Here is a 15169-nt window from a genome sequence, read left to right as displayed (position 1 = left end):
CGGGCTGTACCCCGGTGAGCGCCCCGTTACACCTGCCCGATGACGCGCGAGGATCGCCGCCTACAAAATCGGTCGACCGCCCGTGACGGCCACCCGCGCCCCCGAGATGTAGCTCGCGTCATCGGAGGCCAGCAGCACGTAGATCGGCGCGAGTTCGGCGGGCTGGCCGGCTCGCCCGAGGGGCACGTTGTCGCCGAAGGACTCCACGCTGTCCGGTGGCATGGTGGCCGGGATCAGCGGTGTCCAGATCGGGCCGGGAGCCACGCTGTTGACGCGAATTCCCTTCTCGCCCAACAACTGCGCCAGGCTGGCGGAGAAATTGGCGATCGCCGCCTTGGTCGCCGCGTAGGGCGCCAGGGTCGGATTGGGGCTATCGGAGTTGACCGATGAGCTGCCGATGATCGACGAGCCGGCGTTCATGTACGGCAGGGCCGCCTTGGCGAGGTAGAAATACGCGCCCACGTTGAGCCGGAAGGTGTAATCCCACTCCTCGTCGCTGATCTCGTCGAGGCTTTTGCGCATCATCTGATACGCGGCGTTGTTGACCAGGATGTCGACGCCGCCCAATTCCTGCACCGCCCGGTCCACGACGGCGCGGCAGTGGGCGGCATCGGAGAGGTCACCGGGCACCAGCACGCATTTGCGTCCGGCGTTGGTGACGTAGCGGGCCACGTCGCGCGCGTCGTCGTCCTCGTTGAGGTACGCGATCAGCACGTCGGCGCCCTCCCGCGCGAAGGCGATGGCGACGGCGCGCCCGATGCCGCTGTCGCCGCCGGTGATGATCGCCTTTTTGCCGAGGAGTTTTCCCGAGCCCTGGTAAGTGTTTTCACCACAATCGGGAATTGGATCCATCTGGGACTGCACGCCCGGGACGGATTGTTGTTGCGGGGTAAAACCCATGTGATTTCCTTTGCCTCGCTCGAAAGTTCGCCTTGCCATTCAGAAGCCGGCGGGCAAACGCGCGCCCGCGCCGTGACGGATTCCGCTTTTACGATTCGCGGCGGGTCGGGCCGGCGGTCGGGACGTCCGGATCGTCGTCGGCCGGCGGCTCCGGGTCCCGCCACTCCTCGCTGCGGCTGGAACGATTGCCGCGAACCGTGCCTTCCAATTCGTGCTTGAGTTCGTCGTCTTCCCGTGAGCTGTGCTTGGAGTTACCACGTTGCACCTCATCGCCCCCTTCGCGGATATCTCGGCCAGCGTTGCCCGCTGCGCCGGGAACGCCTTAGCGCATCGACTACCCGGCGGCGCAAGGCCTAATCGGCGGGCAGCGCTGTTAGGGATGATGCAGGTGTTATGCCTGTTGCCAAAGGTGTTGTCCGCGAAAACAACCTATTTCGGCAGCTAACTGACCGGGTATTGGCATGCGGCGGAATACACATGTTTAAAGCCGTAGCCGGATGGCTATTTCGCTGCGTATATCTGCATGCCCTTGACGGGGGGCGATTGTGTGCGACGAAAGGAATGAAGAATGAAGGTCACCAAGACGGCCATTAAGACACTTGCCGCCGCCGGGATTGCGGCCGCGGGCGTTTTCGCCGCGGCGCCGGCTCTGGCTTCGCCGCCGCCCAATATTCAGGGATTCGGCACCAGCGAACAGCTCGTGGACGGCGCCCTGATCACCAATTACACCGTGAGCAACCTGCAGCCGAGCAATGTCACCATCCCGGGCTACGCGCCCAAAGGCACGCTCTACCAGGCGGACATCAGTGCCCGGTCGGAGGCCGGCCTGGTGACCCCGATGGTCAACGACTTCATCGCCCGCGGACCCAATGGGCAGAACTACCGGGTGATCGACAAGGTCGGGACGCCGAACGGGCTCAGCCCCGCGCCGATCCCGCAGGGCAGTGAGTCCACCGGCACGCTGTATTTCGACGTGACCGGCGCACCCCCCAACGGCGTCGTCTACAACGACGGAATGCAAGACGTTCTGATCTGGACGTCGAACATGGAGGGCGGCTCGGCGTCCGGGACGATCAACAGCCCGGCGCCCGGCGCGCCGAACAGCCCGGCACCCGGTGCGCCGCCGGCCCCGGCGCCGGCGCCCAGCGCCTGATCGCCTGATCCGGCCGTAAAAACTCCCCGCGCCCGAAACGGTGCGGGAAGTTTTTCGGCTGGGGGAATCGCGCGCGCCCGAACCGGGTATCCGGCATCCATGAGTAACCCGGACCACAGACCGGCGAGCGTGCGCAAACAAGCGCAACGCAACGCCGAGCAAACGCGCGCGGCGATGGAAGAGCGGCGCAGCGAACACAACGGGGGGCTCAGCGGCTGGGTTGCCGAGCGCGCCGGCCGCTGGGATCTCTCCGGCCAGGACGAGGCCACCCTGCAGCGACAGAAATATCTGTGGAATGTGCTGGTGGACTACTGGTTTCGGATGGAGATCGACGGGTGGGAGAACATTCCGGAATCACCGCCGGCGCTGCTGGTCGGGATCCACTCCGGGGCCCCGTTCGTGTGGGACGCCTGGACGGTCGGTCTGCAATGGTGGCGACGGTTCGGCCAGGACCGCACACTGCATGGCACCGCCCATGACGCGTTGATGGCAATCCCGTTGTTCGGGCGCTACTTCCGATCGATGGGGGTCCTCCCAGCCGCGCCGGACGCCATCGCCACCGCCTTGGCCGAAGGGCGTGACGTCGCGCTGTGGCCCGGTGGGGAAGTGGATTCGCTGCGCCCGTGGACCGAGCGCGATCGCGCCAACCTCGCGGGCCGGACGGGCTTCGTCAAGATGGCGATCCGGGCCGGGGTGCCGATCGTGCCCATCGCGACCGTCGGCGGGGCCGATGCGATGCCCGTGCTGATCCGCGGCGACCGGCTGTCAAAAGCCTTGCAACTGGACCGTTTACTGCGGCTCAAGGTATTCCCCCTCGCGATCTCGTTGCCGTGGGGGATCGCGCCGGCGGCGCTTCCCCAGCTGCCGCTACCGGCCAAGATCAGGACGCGCTTCATGCCCGCGGTGGAACTCGACCACGATCCCGCGCGGGTGGACGACGAGGAATACATCGACCGCAAATACCACGAGGTGCAGGATTCCATCCAGGAAGGCATGGATGCGCTCGCGCGCAAGCGCGCCTTCCCGTTCTTCGGGTGACGTACCGCGAAAGCTGTTGCGGCCGCGGGTATCAGCGCGGGGGCGTCAGCGCTGGATCGCCGACGATCCACTCCGGTTGCGGGGGCGTCGCCGCTCGGTAACCGACCCCGCGGACGGTGTCGACCATGGATTCGTGCCGGGCTCCGAGTTTGGCGCGCAGTCGCCGAATGTGGACGTCGACGGTACGGGCCCGGCTGCTGCTGTCATAACCCAACGCCTCCTGCATCAGCCGGGTGCGGGTGAATGCCTGACCGGCATGCAGCACAAGGAAATTCAGCAATTTGAACTCGGTCAGTGTCAGGGCGAGGTCGTGGCCGTCCAGCGACGCGGTGAAGCTGGCCGGATGCAGGCGAAGATCGCCGAATTTCAGCGTGCCGTCGGCGGTGCCGCGACGGCGGCCGACCGCCAGCCGCAACCGCGCCCGTAGCTCGTCCGCGCCGGTGCCGGGCAGCATCACGTCGTCGAAATTGCCGTCGCCGTCGACCGCGGCGCAATCCGCCGGCGCGACCAGGGCCACCACCGCGGTTGCGGGATTGTGGGCCGCCAGTCGACGGCTAACCGCCTGAGCCGCAGCCACGTCGCTGCGCGCGTCGATGATCGCCACGTCGGCGGTGGCGCAATGACGGTCGGTGTGGGCGGTCAACGCCGCGCGCGCCGGAAGCGCAACCGTTGCCAGATCCGGTAAGGCCGATTCGAAATCGGCCTCGTCGGTGAGCACCACAATGTCCATCGACATGTCCAACGACATCTCCAAACCTCGTGAGGTCCCTGCGTTCCCCCCGGTCCGTAGGCGCCTCGCGCGAGATGTCTGGCAGCGCTAGGCGTGTGTACCCGCTCCGCCGAAAATTATGCAAAGCTATGCAAACTCAGGCCGTTGGTGCCAAGAAAGTCGATGGGCCCGGCCCGTTTTCACGGACCGGACCCATCTTTCCCAGCAGGTTTACTGGTTGGACTTCTGGCGTTGCTCGGCCGCCTCGGCGCCGCCGCGTGCGGCTTCGGCCTCGGCTTCCTTCTTCGCCGCGTCGCGCTGCGCTTCGGCTTTGTCTTGCTGCGCCTGGCCCTCACGGGTGAGGTCATCGCGACCGGCCACCGCGCCTACGGCCTCCTTGGCCTTACCTTTGACGTCCTCGACGACGCCCTTCACCGCTTCCGCGGGTCCTGACTTGTTCTCTTCCGCCATGGATCCGTTCCTCCTCGTTGGCGTACTGTGAGCGATCCACGCTCAACGACGATCGCGAGCGATCGACCCGGTCATACGGTGAAGCCGGCCCTTTTTGCTCAAGACCGCATGTGTCACCGCGTTGTAGCGGGTTCCCCTGCCGTCCATGGCTCAAACGCCGCGCGGGACGCCAGCCAATCCGGTACCGGCAGACTCGAAAATCGCTCCGGCACGCCAACTGTGCGCATAATGCACCCCGCCGATGCCGCATTGTGCTGCGATGAGGCAGGATGTGAAATGCCGTTCCGGATGAGATCGCCCGGGATGGCACTCTCATGCGAGGAGTCTGATGACGGAGTCCAGGGAGCCCCACGTCGCCGGCCCGGCGCCTGGAAGGCAGGAGCCGACGAACGGATTGGCTTCCGGCCAGCCGCTGACCCGGGCCAGGTATTCGCGAGTGCTGCTCAAGCTTGGCGGCGAAATGTTCGGCGGCGGCCAGGTGGGTTTGGATCCCGACGTCGTGGCGCAGGTGGCGCAGCAGATCGCCGGGGTGGTCCGTGGCGGTGTCCAAGTCGCCGTCGTGATCGGCGGCGGCAACTTCTTCCGGGGCGCGCAACTGCAGCAGCGCGGCATGGAACGCACCCGTTCGGACTACATGGGCATGCTGGGCACCGTCATGAACAGCCTCGCGCTGCAAGACTTTTTGGAGCAGGAAGGCATCGTCACCCGCGTCCAGACCGCGATCACCATGGGCCAGGTCGCCGAGCCCTACCTGCCCTTGCGCGCGGTACGCCATCTGGAAAAGGGACGGGTGGTGATCTTCGGCGCCGGCATGGGCCTGCCGTACTTCTCCACCGACACCACCGCCGCGCAGCGGGCGTTGGAGATCGGCGCCGAGGTGGTGTTGATGGCCAAGGCCGTCGACGGCGTCTTCTCCGCGGACCCGCGGCAGTATCCCGAGGCCGAATTGATCACCGCGATCAGTCATCGCGAGGTCATCGACCGCGGGCTACGAGTGGCCGATGCAACCGCCTTCAGCCTGTGCATGGACAATGGCATGCCGATCCTGGTGTTCAACCTGCTGACCAATGGCAATATCGCCCGGGCGGTCGCTGGTGAGAAGATCGGGACTCTGGTCACCACCTGAGGAGGAGTGGCGCTAATGATTGACGAGGCTCTCTTCGACGCCGAAGAGAAAATGGAGAAGGCCGTCGCGGTTGCCCGTGACGACTTGTCGACCATCCGCACCGGGCGCGCCAACCCGGGCATGTTCTCGCGGATTGTGATCGACTACTACGGCTCCGCCACCCCCATCACGCAACTGGCCAGCATCAACGTCCCCGAGGCGCGGCTGGTGGTGATCAAGCCCTACGAGGCCAGCCAGGTGGGCGCGATCGAGACGGCGATCCGCAACTCCGACCTGGGCGTGAACCCCACCAACGACGGCACCCTGATCCGGGTCGCGGTCCCGCAGCTCACCGAGGAACGCCGCCGGGAGCTGGTCAAACAGGCCAAGAGCAAGGGGGAGGACGCCAAGGTCTCGGTGCGCAACATCCGCCGCAAAGCGATGGAGGAGCTGCACCGCATCCGCAAGGACGGCGAGGCCGGCGAGGACGAGGTCGGCCGGGCCGAAAAGGACCTGGACAAGACCACGCACCAGTACACCACCCAGATCGAAGAGTTGGTCAAGCACAAAGAAGGCGAGCTGCTGGAGGTCTAGCGACCGCTCGGCAGCTAAGTTGATTCAGGCCCGTGGCTACCCCAGAACCCGGCGCAGGCACACCGCCCGACCAGCCGGCGGCCGCGGCCAAGAAGACGACCGGGCACCCCGCCAAAAAGACCTCGCGGGCCGGACGCGACCTGCGCGCCGCGATCGCGGTGGGCGCCGGCATCGGCGGCGTCCTGGTCGTCACGCTGGTGTTCGCTCCCCGCTTCTGGGTGGCCATCGTCGCGCTCGCCATCGTGGTGGCCACGCACGAGGTGGTTCGCCGGCTGCGCGAAGCGGGATATGTCATTCCGGTCATTCCGCTGCTGGCCGGGGGCCAGCTCACGGTCTGGCTGACCTGGCCGTTCCACGCCGCGGGCGCGCTTGCCGGGTTCGGCGTCACCGTGGTGGTCTGCAACGTGTGGCGGCTGTTCATGCAGGACAACCGCAAGCGGCCCGAGCCGTTCGACGGCTCGGCGTCGGCGAACTACCTGCGCGACGCGTCCGCCACCGTTTTCCTGGCCGCCTGGGTGCCGTTGTTCGCGTCGTTCGGGGTGCTGCTCGTCTACCCGCACGACGGGGCGGGGCGGGTGTTCTGCCTGATGATCACGGTGGTCGCGTCGGACGTCGGCGGCTACGCCGTCGGCGTGCTGTTCGGCAAGCACCCGATGGTCCCGGCGATCAGCCCGAAGAAGTCCTGGGAAGGGTTCGCCGGTTCGCTCGTCCTGGGCGTCACCGCGGCCACGCTGACCGCGACCTTCCTGGCCGACAAACCACCGTGGATCGGCGCGCTGCTGGGCGTGATCCTGGTCCTGACCTGCACGCTCGGCGATCTGGTGGAGTCACAGGTCAAGCGTGATCTCGGCATCAAGGACATGGGCCGGCTGCTGCCCGGCCACGGCGGACTGATGGACCGGCTCGACGGCGTCCTGCCGTCGGCGGTCGCGGCCTGGACGGTGTTGACACTCGTTCCGTAGGCCGGCCGCGGCGTGCCGGATACTGGACAGGTCATGGTTCAACAGTTGGTGTTCTCCGAGCCGCGTCCCGGCAAGCCGCCGCGGCACCTGGCCGATCTCGACGCGGACGGCCGCGCGTCGGCCGTCGCCGAGCTGGGCCTGCCCGCGTTTCGCGCCAAGCAGTTGGCGCATCAGTACTACGGCCGGCTGATCGCCGACCCGCGGCAGATGACCGACCTTCCGGCGGGCCTGCGCGACGCGATCGCCGACACGATGTTCCCGATCCTGCTGACGGCGGCCTCCGAGGTCGCCTGTGATGCCGGCCAGACGCGAAAGACGTTGTGGCGGGCCCTCGATGGGGTCACGGTGGAGTCGGTGCTGATGCGCTATCCGCAACGCAACACGGTGTGCATCTCGTCGCAGGCCGGCTGCGGCATGGCGTGTCCGTTCTGCGCGACGGGTCAGGGCGGGTTGAGCCGCAACCTGTCGACGGCCGAGATCCTCGAGCAGGTGCGCGCCGGCGCCGCCGCGCTTCGCGACGACTTCGGTGATCGGCTGTCCAACGTCGTCTTCATGGGCATGGGGGAGCCGTTGGCCAACTACGCCCGGGTGGTGGCCGCCGTGCGGCGCATCATCGCCGCGCCACCCCACGGCTTCGGGATTTCGGCCCGGTCGGTGACGGTGTCGACGGTCGGCCTGGCGCCCGCGATCCGCAAACTCGCCGACGAAGCCCTCGCGGTGACGCTGGCGCTGTCGCTGCACGCGCCCGACGACGACCTGCGCGACACGCTGGTGCCGGTCAACAATCGGTGGAAGATCGCCGAGGCGCTTGACGCCGCACGCTATTACGCCGACGTCACCGGCCGACGGGTGTCGGTGGAGTACGCGTTGATCCGCGACGTCAACGACCAGCCGTGGCGGGCGGATCTGCTGGGGCAGCGGCTGCACCGCGCGCTGGGGCCGTTGGTGCACGTGAACCTGATCCCCCTCAACCCGACGCCGGGCAGCGAGTGGGATGCGAGCCCGAAGGCGGTCGAGCGCGAATTCGTGCGGCGCGTACGCGCCAAGGGCGTCTCCTGCACTGTGCGCGACACGCGCGGCCGCGAGATCAGCGCCGCGTGCGGGCAGCTGGCCGCCGAAAACAGGTAGCGCGCTGGGAGCGGCGGCGGCCCGCTCTCAGCGCCCAACGTGGACTCGTTGTGGCACAACACCGCGATTTTGCTGCACGAGTCGACGTTCGACGGGTTAGCGGGCTCGACCTTCGACGGGTTAGCGGGCTCGACCTTCGACGGGTTAGCGGATCCAGCCGCGCCGGCGGCCCCACAGGTCGCGGATCAGGGCGACCAGAACCAGGGTCGCGAAGCCGATCAGGAACCAGTCCTCGATGTGGCCGACGTGGTTGCCGCGCAGCATCGCCAGCAACAGCCCGAAGATGCACAGGCCGACGATGTGCCAGGTCCGGTGATTGATCCGGCTCCAACCCCACGCCGCCGACGGCACCTCGACGGAGTCGACGCCGGTGAAGTGTTCGACCTCGGTACTGGCCACGGCGAATCCCTTTCGGATCGGATCGGCTTGCTGAACCCAGATTCTGGCACAACCGCCGGCCGGGCGGACGGGCGCATCGTGGCCCGCGTCGGTGCCGGGCGGCACAATGAATGGGTGACCAACCCGACGACCGACGGGCAAACCCCGGGCCGCCTGCGCGTGCTGGTGCTGGGCAGCACCGGCTCGATCGGCACGCAGGCGCTGGACGTCATCGCGGCCAATCCGGACCGCTTCGAAGTGGTCGGCCTGGCCGCGGGCGGCGCGAACCTGGACACGCTGTTGCGCCAGCGCGCCGCCACCGGTGTGACCAACGTCGCGGTCGCGGACGAACGCGCGGCGCAGCGGGCCGGCGACATCCCGTTTTCCGGGCCCGACGCGGTGACCCGGTTGGTTCAGGAGACCGAAGCCGACGTCGTCCTCAACGCGCTGGTGGGGGCGCTGGGCCTGCGGCCCACGCTGGCCGCGCTGGAGTCGGGCGCCCGGCTGGCGCTGGCCAACAAGGAATCGCTGATCGCCGGCGGCCCGCTGGTGCTCAAGGCCGCCGGGCCCGGACAGATCGTGCCGGTCGACTCCGAACACTCCGCGCTGGCCCAATGCCTGCGCGGCGGAGCCCCCGATGAGGTCGCCAAGCTGGTGCTGACCGCCTCCGGCGGCCCCTTCCGCGGCTGGACCGCCGCCCAGCTCGAGGACGTCACCCCCGAGCAGGCCGGCGCCCACCCGACGTGGTCGATGGGCCCGATGAACACGCTGAACTCGGCCTCGCTGGTCAACAAGGGGCTGGAGCTCATCGAAACCCACCTGCTGTTCGGCGTTCCCTACGACCGCATCGACGTGGTGGTGCACCCCCAGTCGATCGTTCATTCGATGGTCACCTTCGTCGACGGCTCGACCATCGCCCAGGCCAGCCCGCCAGACATGAAGCTGCCGATTTCGCTGGCCCTGGGCTGGCCGCACCGGGTGCCGGGGGCGGCCGCCTGCTGCGACTTCAGCACGGCGTCTAGCTGGGAATTCGAGCCGCTGGACAGCGATGTCTTCCCCGCCGTCGAGTTGGCCCGCCACGCCGGGCAGACCGGCGGCTGCATGACCGCCGTCTACAACGCCGCCAACGAGGAGGCGGCCGAGGCGTTCCTGGCGGGCCGCATCGGGTTCGGTGCCATCGTCAAAACCATCGCCGACGTGCTGCACGCCGCCGACCAATGGGCCGTATCACCGGCTAACGTGGATGAGGTACTCGACGCGCAGCGCTGGGCACGGGAGCGGGCGCAGCGTGCCGTCGCACAAGCGCAGCCCGCCAAATTGTCGGTCAAAGCCTCCGGAGCGGTGTGAGAAAGGTCCTCGCAGCCTAATGATGTTCGTCATCGGCATTGTGCTGTTCGCACTGGCCATCCTGATCTCGGTGGCCCTGCACGAGTGCGGCCATATGTGGGTTGCGCGCGCCACCGGCATGAAGGTGCGCCGCTATTTCGTCGGTTTCGGCCCCACGCTGTGGTCGACCCGGCGCGGTGAAACCGAATACGGCCTCAAGGCCGTGCCGCTGGGCGGCTTCTGCGACATCGCCGGCATGACCTCGGTGGAGGAGCTGGCGCCCGACGAGACCGACCGCGCCATGTACAGGCAGGCGGTCTGGAAGCGGGTCGCGGTGCTCTTCGCCGGGCCCGCCGCGAACTTCGTCATCTGCCTGGTGCTGCTCTACGGCATCGCGCTGGTCTGGGGTCTGCCGGACCTGCACCCCCCGACCAAGGCGGTGGTCGGTGAAACCGCTTGTGTGGCACCGGAAGTGGCTCCCGGCAAGATCGCGGACTGCACCGGGCCCGGGCCGGCGGCACTCGCCGGAATCCGCCCCGGCGACGTCATCGTCAAGGTGGGCGACACCCCGGTGTCCACCTTCGAGGAGATGGCCGCGGCCATCCGCAAGGTGCACGGCAACACCCCGATCGTCGCCGAGCGGGACGGCACCGCCATCACCACCTATGTCAACGTCACGCCCACGCAGCGCTACCTCACCAACGGGCCCGACGGGCAGGGCGCTCAACCGCAAGCCTCGACCGTCGGCGCCATCGGCGTCGGCGCCGTCCGGACCGGCCCGACGCACTACGGGGTGCTGTCCGCGATCCCGGGCAGTCTCGCCTTCGCCGGTGACCTGACCGTCGAGGTGGGCAAGGCGCTCGTCACGATTCCCACCAAAGTGGGGGCGCTGGTGCACGCCATCGGCGGCGGCCAGCGCGACCCGCAGACGCCGATGAGCGTGGTGGGAGCCAGCATCATCGGCGGCGACACCGTCGACCACGGACTGTGGGTGGCGTTCTGGTTCTTCCTGGCCCAGCTGAACCTCATCCTGGGCGCGATCAACCTGGTGCCGCTGCTGCCCTTCGACGGCGGGCACATCGCCATCGCCATGTTCGAAAAGGTCCGCAACCTGATCCGGTCGGCCCGAGGCATGGTCGCGGCCGCGCCGGTGAACTACCTCAAACTCATGCCCGCGACGTACGTCGTGCTGGTGTTCGTGGTCGGCTACATGCTGCTGACCGTGACCGCCGACCTGGTCAACCCGATCAGGCTCTTCCAGTGACACGCGCGGGTCCGATAACCAAACCGAAGGAATCAACAGTGAGCCGCGCTGGCGACGATGCAGAGCGAAGCGATGAGGAGGAGCGGCGCAAATGACCATTGGCCTGGGCATGCCGGACGCTCCGGCGCCCACGCTTGCACCCCGGCGTCGCACGCGCCAACTGATGGTCCGCGACGTCGGGGTCGGCAGCGACCACCCGATTTCGGTGCAGTCGATGTGCACCACCAAGACGCATGACGTCAACACCACGCTGCAGCAGATCGCCGAGCTGACCGCCGCCGGCTGTGACATCGTCCGCGTGGCCTGCCCGCGTCAGGAGGACGCCGACGCGCTGGCCGAGATCGCCCGGCACAGCCAGATCCCGGTGATCGCCGACATCCACTTCCAGCCGAAGTACATCTTCGCCGCCATCGACGCCGGATGCGCCGCGGTGCGGGTGAACCCGGGCAACATCAAGGAATTCGACGGCCGCGTCGGCGAGGTCGCCAAGGCAGCCGGGGCGGCCGGCATCCCGATCCGCATCGGCGTCAACGCGGGCTCGCTGGACAAGCGGTTCCTGGAGAAGTACGGCAAGGCCACCCCCGAGGCGCTGGTCGAGTCCGCGCTGTGGGAGGCCTCGCTGTTCGAGGAACACGGCTTCGGCGACATCAAGATCAGCGTCAAGCACAACGACCCCGTGGTGATGGTCGCCGCCTACGAGCAACTGGCCGAGCGGTGCGACTATCCGTTGCACCTCGGCGTCACCGAGGCCGGCCCCGCCTTCCAGGGCACCATCAAGTCGGCCGTCGCCTTCGGCGCCCTGCTGTCGCGCGGGATCGGCGACACCATCCGGGTGTCGCTGTCGGCGCCGCCGGTCGAAGAGGTCAAGGTCGGCATCCAGATCCTCGAGTCGCTGAACCTGCGCCCGCGCGGGCTCGAGATCGTGTCCTGCCCGTCGTGCGGTCGCGCGCAGGTCGACGTCTACACCCTGGCCAACGCCGTCTCGGCGGGCCTCGACGGCCTCGACGTCCCGCTGCGCGTCGCCGTGATGGGCTGCGTCGTCAACGGCCCGGGGGAGGCCCGCGAGGCCGACCTCGGTGTCGCATCGGGAAATGGCAAGGGGCAGATCTTCGTTCGCGGCGAGGTGATCAAGACCGTGCCCGAAGCGCAGATCGTCGAGACGTTGATCGAGGAGGCGATGCGCATCGCCGCCGAAATGGGCGGCGGTCACGGACCGGACACAACATCGAGCGGTTCGCCGGTTGTGACCGTAAGCTGATAAAGGCCAGCGCCCCAGCCCTGAGTTCGCACCACAGAGAGTTCGCCACATGTCGGCTCCGCCCCTCTTCCGCCTAGTTGGCGAGCGACGGGTGTCCGTGGTGCGTGATGCGGCCGCGGTGTGGCGGGTGCTCGAGGACGATCCCGTCGCGTCGTGCATGGTCGCGGCCCGCGTGGCGGACCACGGCATCGACCCCAATTCCATTGGTGGGGAACTGTGGACGCTGCGGGGCGCCGACGAATCGCTGTGCTTCGCCGGCGCCAACCTGATCCCGCTGCGCGGCACGCCGGCCGACCTGAGCGCATTCGCCGACGAGGCCATGCGCGGGACGCGGCGCTGCTCCTCGCTGGTCGGCAGGGCCGGCCTGGTGATGCCGATGTGGGAGCGCCTCGAGGCGGCGTGGGGACCGGCCCGCGACGTGCGCGACCGCCAGCCGCTGCTGGCGTTGTCCACCCACCCGAGCTGCGAGATCGACACCGCGGTGCGCCAGGTCCGGCCCGAGGAGCTGGACGCCTACCTGGTGGCGGCCGTCGACATGTTCATCGGCGAGGTGGGCGTCGACCCGCGGATCGGGGATGGCGGTCGCGGCTACCGGCGACGCGTGGCCAGCCTCATCACGGCCGGCCGCGCCTGGGCGCGGTTCGAGCACGGCCAGGTCGTCTTCAAGGCCGAGGTGGGCTCGCAGTCGCCGGGGGTGGGGCAAATCCAGGGGGTGTGGGTGCACCCGGAGTGGCGCGGCCTGGGATTGGGCACCGCCGGCACCGCCACGGTCGCCGCGGTGATCGTCGGCAGCGGGCGGACCGCCAGCCTCTACGTCAACGACTTCAACGCGGTGGCGCGCGCGGCCTACGCCCGGGTGGGCTTCGCCGAGATCGGCACCTTCGCGACGGTGCTCCTCGACTAGATGCGCTCCCGGCTGGAGGGCGCGGGCCGGCGAACGCCCGGCTGCCCGGGCCCCGCGGCGTCGGGGCGAGCTACCGCGACCACGCATAACGGTTCGGTCTCGGTGTGGCGGCGCCGCGGTTCAGGCCGCAGCTCATAACATCAGCACCGATGGTAACTAGAACAACAGCGGCCTCATCCGTTTCAGGTCTGCTGCTCGTCGCGGTCGTCGCGCTGTCCGGGTGCACGCCGCGGCCCGACGGCCCCGGCCCGGTCGCGGAGCAGTTCTTCCGCGCCCTGGCCGTCGGCGACACCGCGACGGCCGCACAGCTCAGCGACAGCCCCAACGACGCCCGCGAAGCGCTCAACGCGGCCTGGTCCGGCCTGCAGGCGACCCACCTCGACGCGCAGGTCCTCAACGCCAAGTACGCCGAGGACACCGGCACGGTCGGCTATCGCTTCGCCTGGCACCTGCCCAAAAACCGCGTCTGGAGCTACGACGGGCAGCTGAGGATGGCACGCGACGAGGGTCGCTGGCGGGTGCGCTGGACCACCACCGCGCTGCACGCCAAATTGGGTGAGCACCAGACGTTCGCGCTGCGCGCGGATCGGCCGCGCCGCGCCTCGGTCAACGAACTCGGCGGCAGCGACGTGTTGGTGCCGGGCTACCTGTACCACTACACGCTGGACGCCACCCAGGCCGGGCCCGCGCTGTTCGGCGCGGCGCGCGCGGTGGTCGACGTGCTGCACCCCTTCAACGATGCGCTCAATGACCCGCAGCTGCTCGCCGAGCAGGCCAGCTCGACGCCCCACCCGGTCGACCTGGGCGTCACGCTGCACCCCGACGACAACGACAAGGTGTTCCCGGCGATCGGCCGGCTGCCCGGCATCGTGGTCACGCCCCAGCCCGAAATGTTGCCCACCGACCCGCATTTCGCGCCCGCGGTCGTCTCCGCGGTGAAGAAGGCCGTCGAGGACCAGCTCGACGGCGAGGCCGGCTGGCGGGTGGTGAGCGTCAACCAGAACGGCGTCGAGGTCGAAGTGCTGCACGAGGTCGAGGGGTCACCGGCCCCGTCGGTGTCGCTCACCATGGACCGGGCCGTGCAAAACGCCGCCCAGCATGCCGTGGACACCCGCGGCGGCAAGGCGATGATCGTGGTGATCAAGCCGTCGACCGGAGAGATCCTCGCGATCGCCCAGAACGCGGGCGCCGACGCCGACGGCCTACCGGCCACCACCGGGCTGTTCCCGCCCGGGTCGACGTTCAAGATGGTCACCGCCGGCGCGGCGGTCGAACGCGACATGGCCACCCCCAACACCATGCTGGGCTGCCCGGGCCATCTCGACATCGGGCACCGCACCGTCCCCAACTACGGGGGCTTCGACCTCGGGGTGGTGCCGATGTCGCGGGCGTTCGCCAGCTCGTGCAACACCACCTTCGCCGAGCTCAGCAGCAAGATGCCCCCGCGCGGCCTGACCCAGGCGGCCTCCCGCTACGGGATCGGGCTGGACTATCAGATCGACGGCATCACCACGGTGACCGGCTCGGTGCCGCCGACGGTGGACCTCGCCGAGCGCACCGAGGACGGCTTCGGCCAGGGCAAGGTGCTGGCCAGTCCGTTCGGCATGGCCCTGGTGGCGGCGACGGTCGCCGCCGGCAAGACGCCCGTGCCGCAACTGATCGCGGGCCGCCAGACGGCCGTCCAGGGCGACACCACGCCGATCAGCCCGAAGATGGTGGACGCGTTGCGGCCCATGATGCGGCTGGTGGTGACCAACGGGACCGCCAAGGAGATCGCCGGCTGCGGCGAGGTGTACGGGAAGACCGGTGAGGCCGAGTTCCCCGGCGGGTCGCATTCCTGGTTCGCCGGCTACCGCGGCGATCTCGCGTTCGCCGCGCTGATCGTCGGGGGTGGCAGCTCGGAGTACGCCGTCCGGATGACCAAGGTGATGCTCGAGTCGCTGCCGCCGGACTTTCTGGCCTAGCGCCCAGACCGCTCG

The 15169-nt window shown here is 68.7% G+C and carries 16 protein-coding genes; 11 read left to right on the top strand and 5 right to left on the bottom strand.

All coding sequences use genetic code 11. The features are described from left to right. Positions 1 to 60: 60 nt before the first annotated feature. Both JF781_RS16225 and JF781_RS16220 read right to left on the bottom strand, forming a co-directional pair. The gene (locus JF781_RS16225) at positions 61 to 900 is read right to left on the bottom strand and encodes an SDR family oxidoreductase (RefSeq protein ID WP_225328557.1); all 840 of its coding nucleotides are present in this window, start codon (positions 898 to 900) and stop codon (positions 61 to 63) included. An 88-nt stretch (positions 901 to 988) separates the two neighbouring features. Then, positions 989 to 1165 (bottom strand): hypothetical protein, encoded by a 177-nt coding sequence (locus JF781_RS16220; RefSeq protein WP_020188525.1) that lies wholly within the window; start codon positions 1163 to 1165, stop codon positions 989 to 991. A gap of 303 nt (positions 1166 to 1468) precedes the next feature. Here JF781_RS16220 and JF781_RS16215 point away from each other — a divergent pair, with 303 nt between their 5' ends. Together JF781_RS16215 and JF781_RS16210 are read left to right on the top strand one after the other, a co-directional pair. After that, positions 1469 to 2053, top strand: a complete 585-nt coding sequence (locus JF781_RS16215) for an MPT63 family protein (protein WP_225328556.1) — start codon at positions 1469 to 1471, stop codon at positions 2051 to 2053. Positions 2054 to 2152: 99 nt separating this feature from the next. Further along, the gene (locus tag JF781_RS16210) at positions 2153 to 3091 is read left to right on the top strand and encodes a lysophospholipid acyltransferase family protein (protein WP_225328555.1); all 939 of its coding nucleotides are present in this window, start codon (positions 2153 to 2155) and stop codon (positions 3089 to 3091) included. Positions 3092 to 3122: 31 nt separating this feature from the next. On the opposite strand, the gene JF781_RS16205 is transcribed toward JF781_RS16210, so the two are convergent. Next, on the bottom strand, positions 3123 to 3827 hold the full coding sequence (locus JF781_RS16205) for a response regulator transcription factor (RefSeq protein WP_225328599.1): 705 nt from the start codon (positions 3825 to 3827) through the stop codon (positions 3123 to 3125). A 204-nt stretch (positions 3828 to 4031) separates the two neighbouring features. After that, entirely contained in the window at positions 4032 to 4271 is a 240-nt protein-coding gene (locus JF781_RS16200) for a CsbD family protein (RefSeq protein ID WP_225328554.1), read from the bottom strand. Between the two features lie 328 nt (positions 4272 to 4599). Here JF781_RS16200 and pyrH point away from each other — a divergent pair, with 328 nt between their 5' ends. The 4 genes from pyrH to rlmN are packed head-to-tail and all read left to right on the top strand — an operon-like array spanning position 4600 to position 8060. Continuing rightward, positions 4600 to 5397, top strand: a complete 798-nt coding sequence (gene pyrH, locus JF781_RS16195) for a UMP kinase (RefSeq protein WP_225328553.1) — start codon at positions 4600 to 4602, stop codon at positions 5395 to 5397. 15 nt (positions 5398 to 5412) lie between these two features. Further along, complete coding sequence (gene frr, locus JF781_RS16190; protein WP_225325563.1) at positions 5413 to 5970, top strand: ribosome recycling factor; 558 nt, start codon at positions 5413 to 5415, stop codon at positions 5968 to 5970. A gap of 32 nt (positions 5971 to 6002) precedes the next feature. Next, entirely contained in the window at positions 6003 to 6932 is a 930-nt protein-coding gene (locus JF781_RS16185; RefSeq protein ID WP_225328552.1) for a phosphatidate cytidylyltransferase, read from the top strand. Between the two features lie 33 nt (positions 6933 to 6965). Beyond that, positions 6966 to 8060 (top strand): 23S rRNA (adenine(2503)-C(2))-methyltransferase RlmN, encoded by a 1095-nt coding sequence (gene rlmN / locus JF781_RS16180; RefSeq protein WP_225328551.1) that lies wholly within the window; start codon positions 6966 to 6968, stop codon positions 8058 to 8060. Between the two features lie 144 nt (positions 8061 to 8204). Here the strand turns inward: rlmN and JF781_RS16175 are convergent, their stop codons facing one another. Continuing rightward, positions 8205 to 8459, bottom strand: a complete 255-nt coding sequence (locus tag JF781_RS16175) for a DUF2631 domain-containing protein (protein ID WP_225328550.1) — start codon at positions 8457 to 8459, stop codon at positions 8205 to 8207. A gap of 114 nt (positions 8460 to 8573) precedes the next feature. Between JF781_RS16175 and dxr the strand changes: the two genes are divergently transcribed. The 5 genes from dxr (at position 8574) to JF781_RS16150 (ending at position 15154) form a co-directional block, all read left to right on the top strand. After that, complete coding sequence (dxr, locus tag JF781_RS16170; RefSeq protein WP_225328549.1) at positions 8574 to 9785, top strand: 1-deoxy-D-xylulose-5-phosphate reductoisomerase; 1212 nt, start codon at positions 8574 to 8576, stop codon at positions 9783 to 9785. Between the two features lie 19 nt (positions 9786 to 9804). After that, entirely contained in the window at positions 9805 to 11028 is a 1224-nt protein-coding gene (locus JF781_RS16165; RefSeq protein ID WP_225328548.1) for an RIP metalloprotease, read from the top strand. A 91-nt stretch (positions 11029 to 11119) separates the two neighbouring features. Next, a complete protein-coding gene (gene ispG, locus JF781_RS16160; RefSeq protein WP_225328547.1) occupies positions 11120 to 12286 on the top strand; it encodes a flavodoxin-dependent (E)-4-hydroxy-3-methylbut-2-enyl-diphosphate synthase in 1167 nt (388 codons plus the stop codon). A 49-nt stretch (positions 12287 to 12335) separates the two neighbouring features. Further along, on the top strand, positions 12336 to 13190 hold the full coding sequence (locus JF781_RS16155; protein WP_225328546.1) for a GNAT family N-acetyltransferase: 855 nt from the start codon (positions 12336 to 12338) through the stop codon (positions 13188 to 13190). 149 nt (positions 13191 to 13339) lie between these two features. After that, positions 13340 to 15154, top strand: coding sequence for a penicillin-binding transpeptidase domain-containing protein (locus JF781_RS16150; protein WP_225328545.1), 1815 nt, complete (start codon positions 13340 to 13342; stop codon positions 15152 to 15154). Positions 15155 to 15169 lie beyond the last annotated feature (15 nt).

The sequence above is a fragment of the Mycobacterium sp. WUMAC-067 genome (assembly GCF_020217485.1).
In the GTDB taxonomy this organism is placed as follows: domain Bacteria; phylum Actinomycetota; class Actinomycetes; order Mycobacteriales; family Mycobacteriaceae; genus Mycobacterium.
The sequence above is the reverse complement of the archived record's forward strand: the minus strand, read 5'-3'. Positions and strand labels throughout refer to the sequence as shown.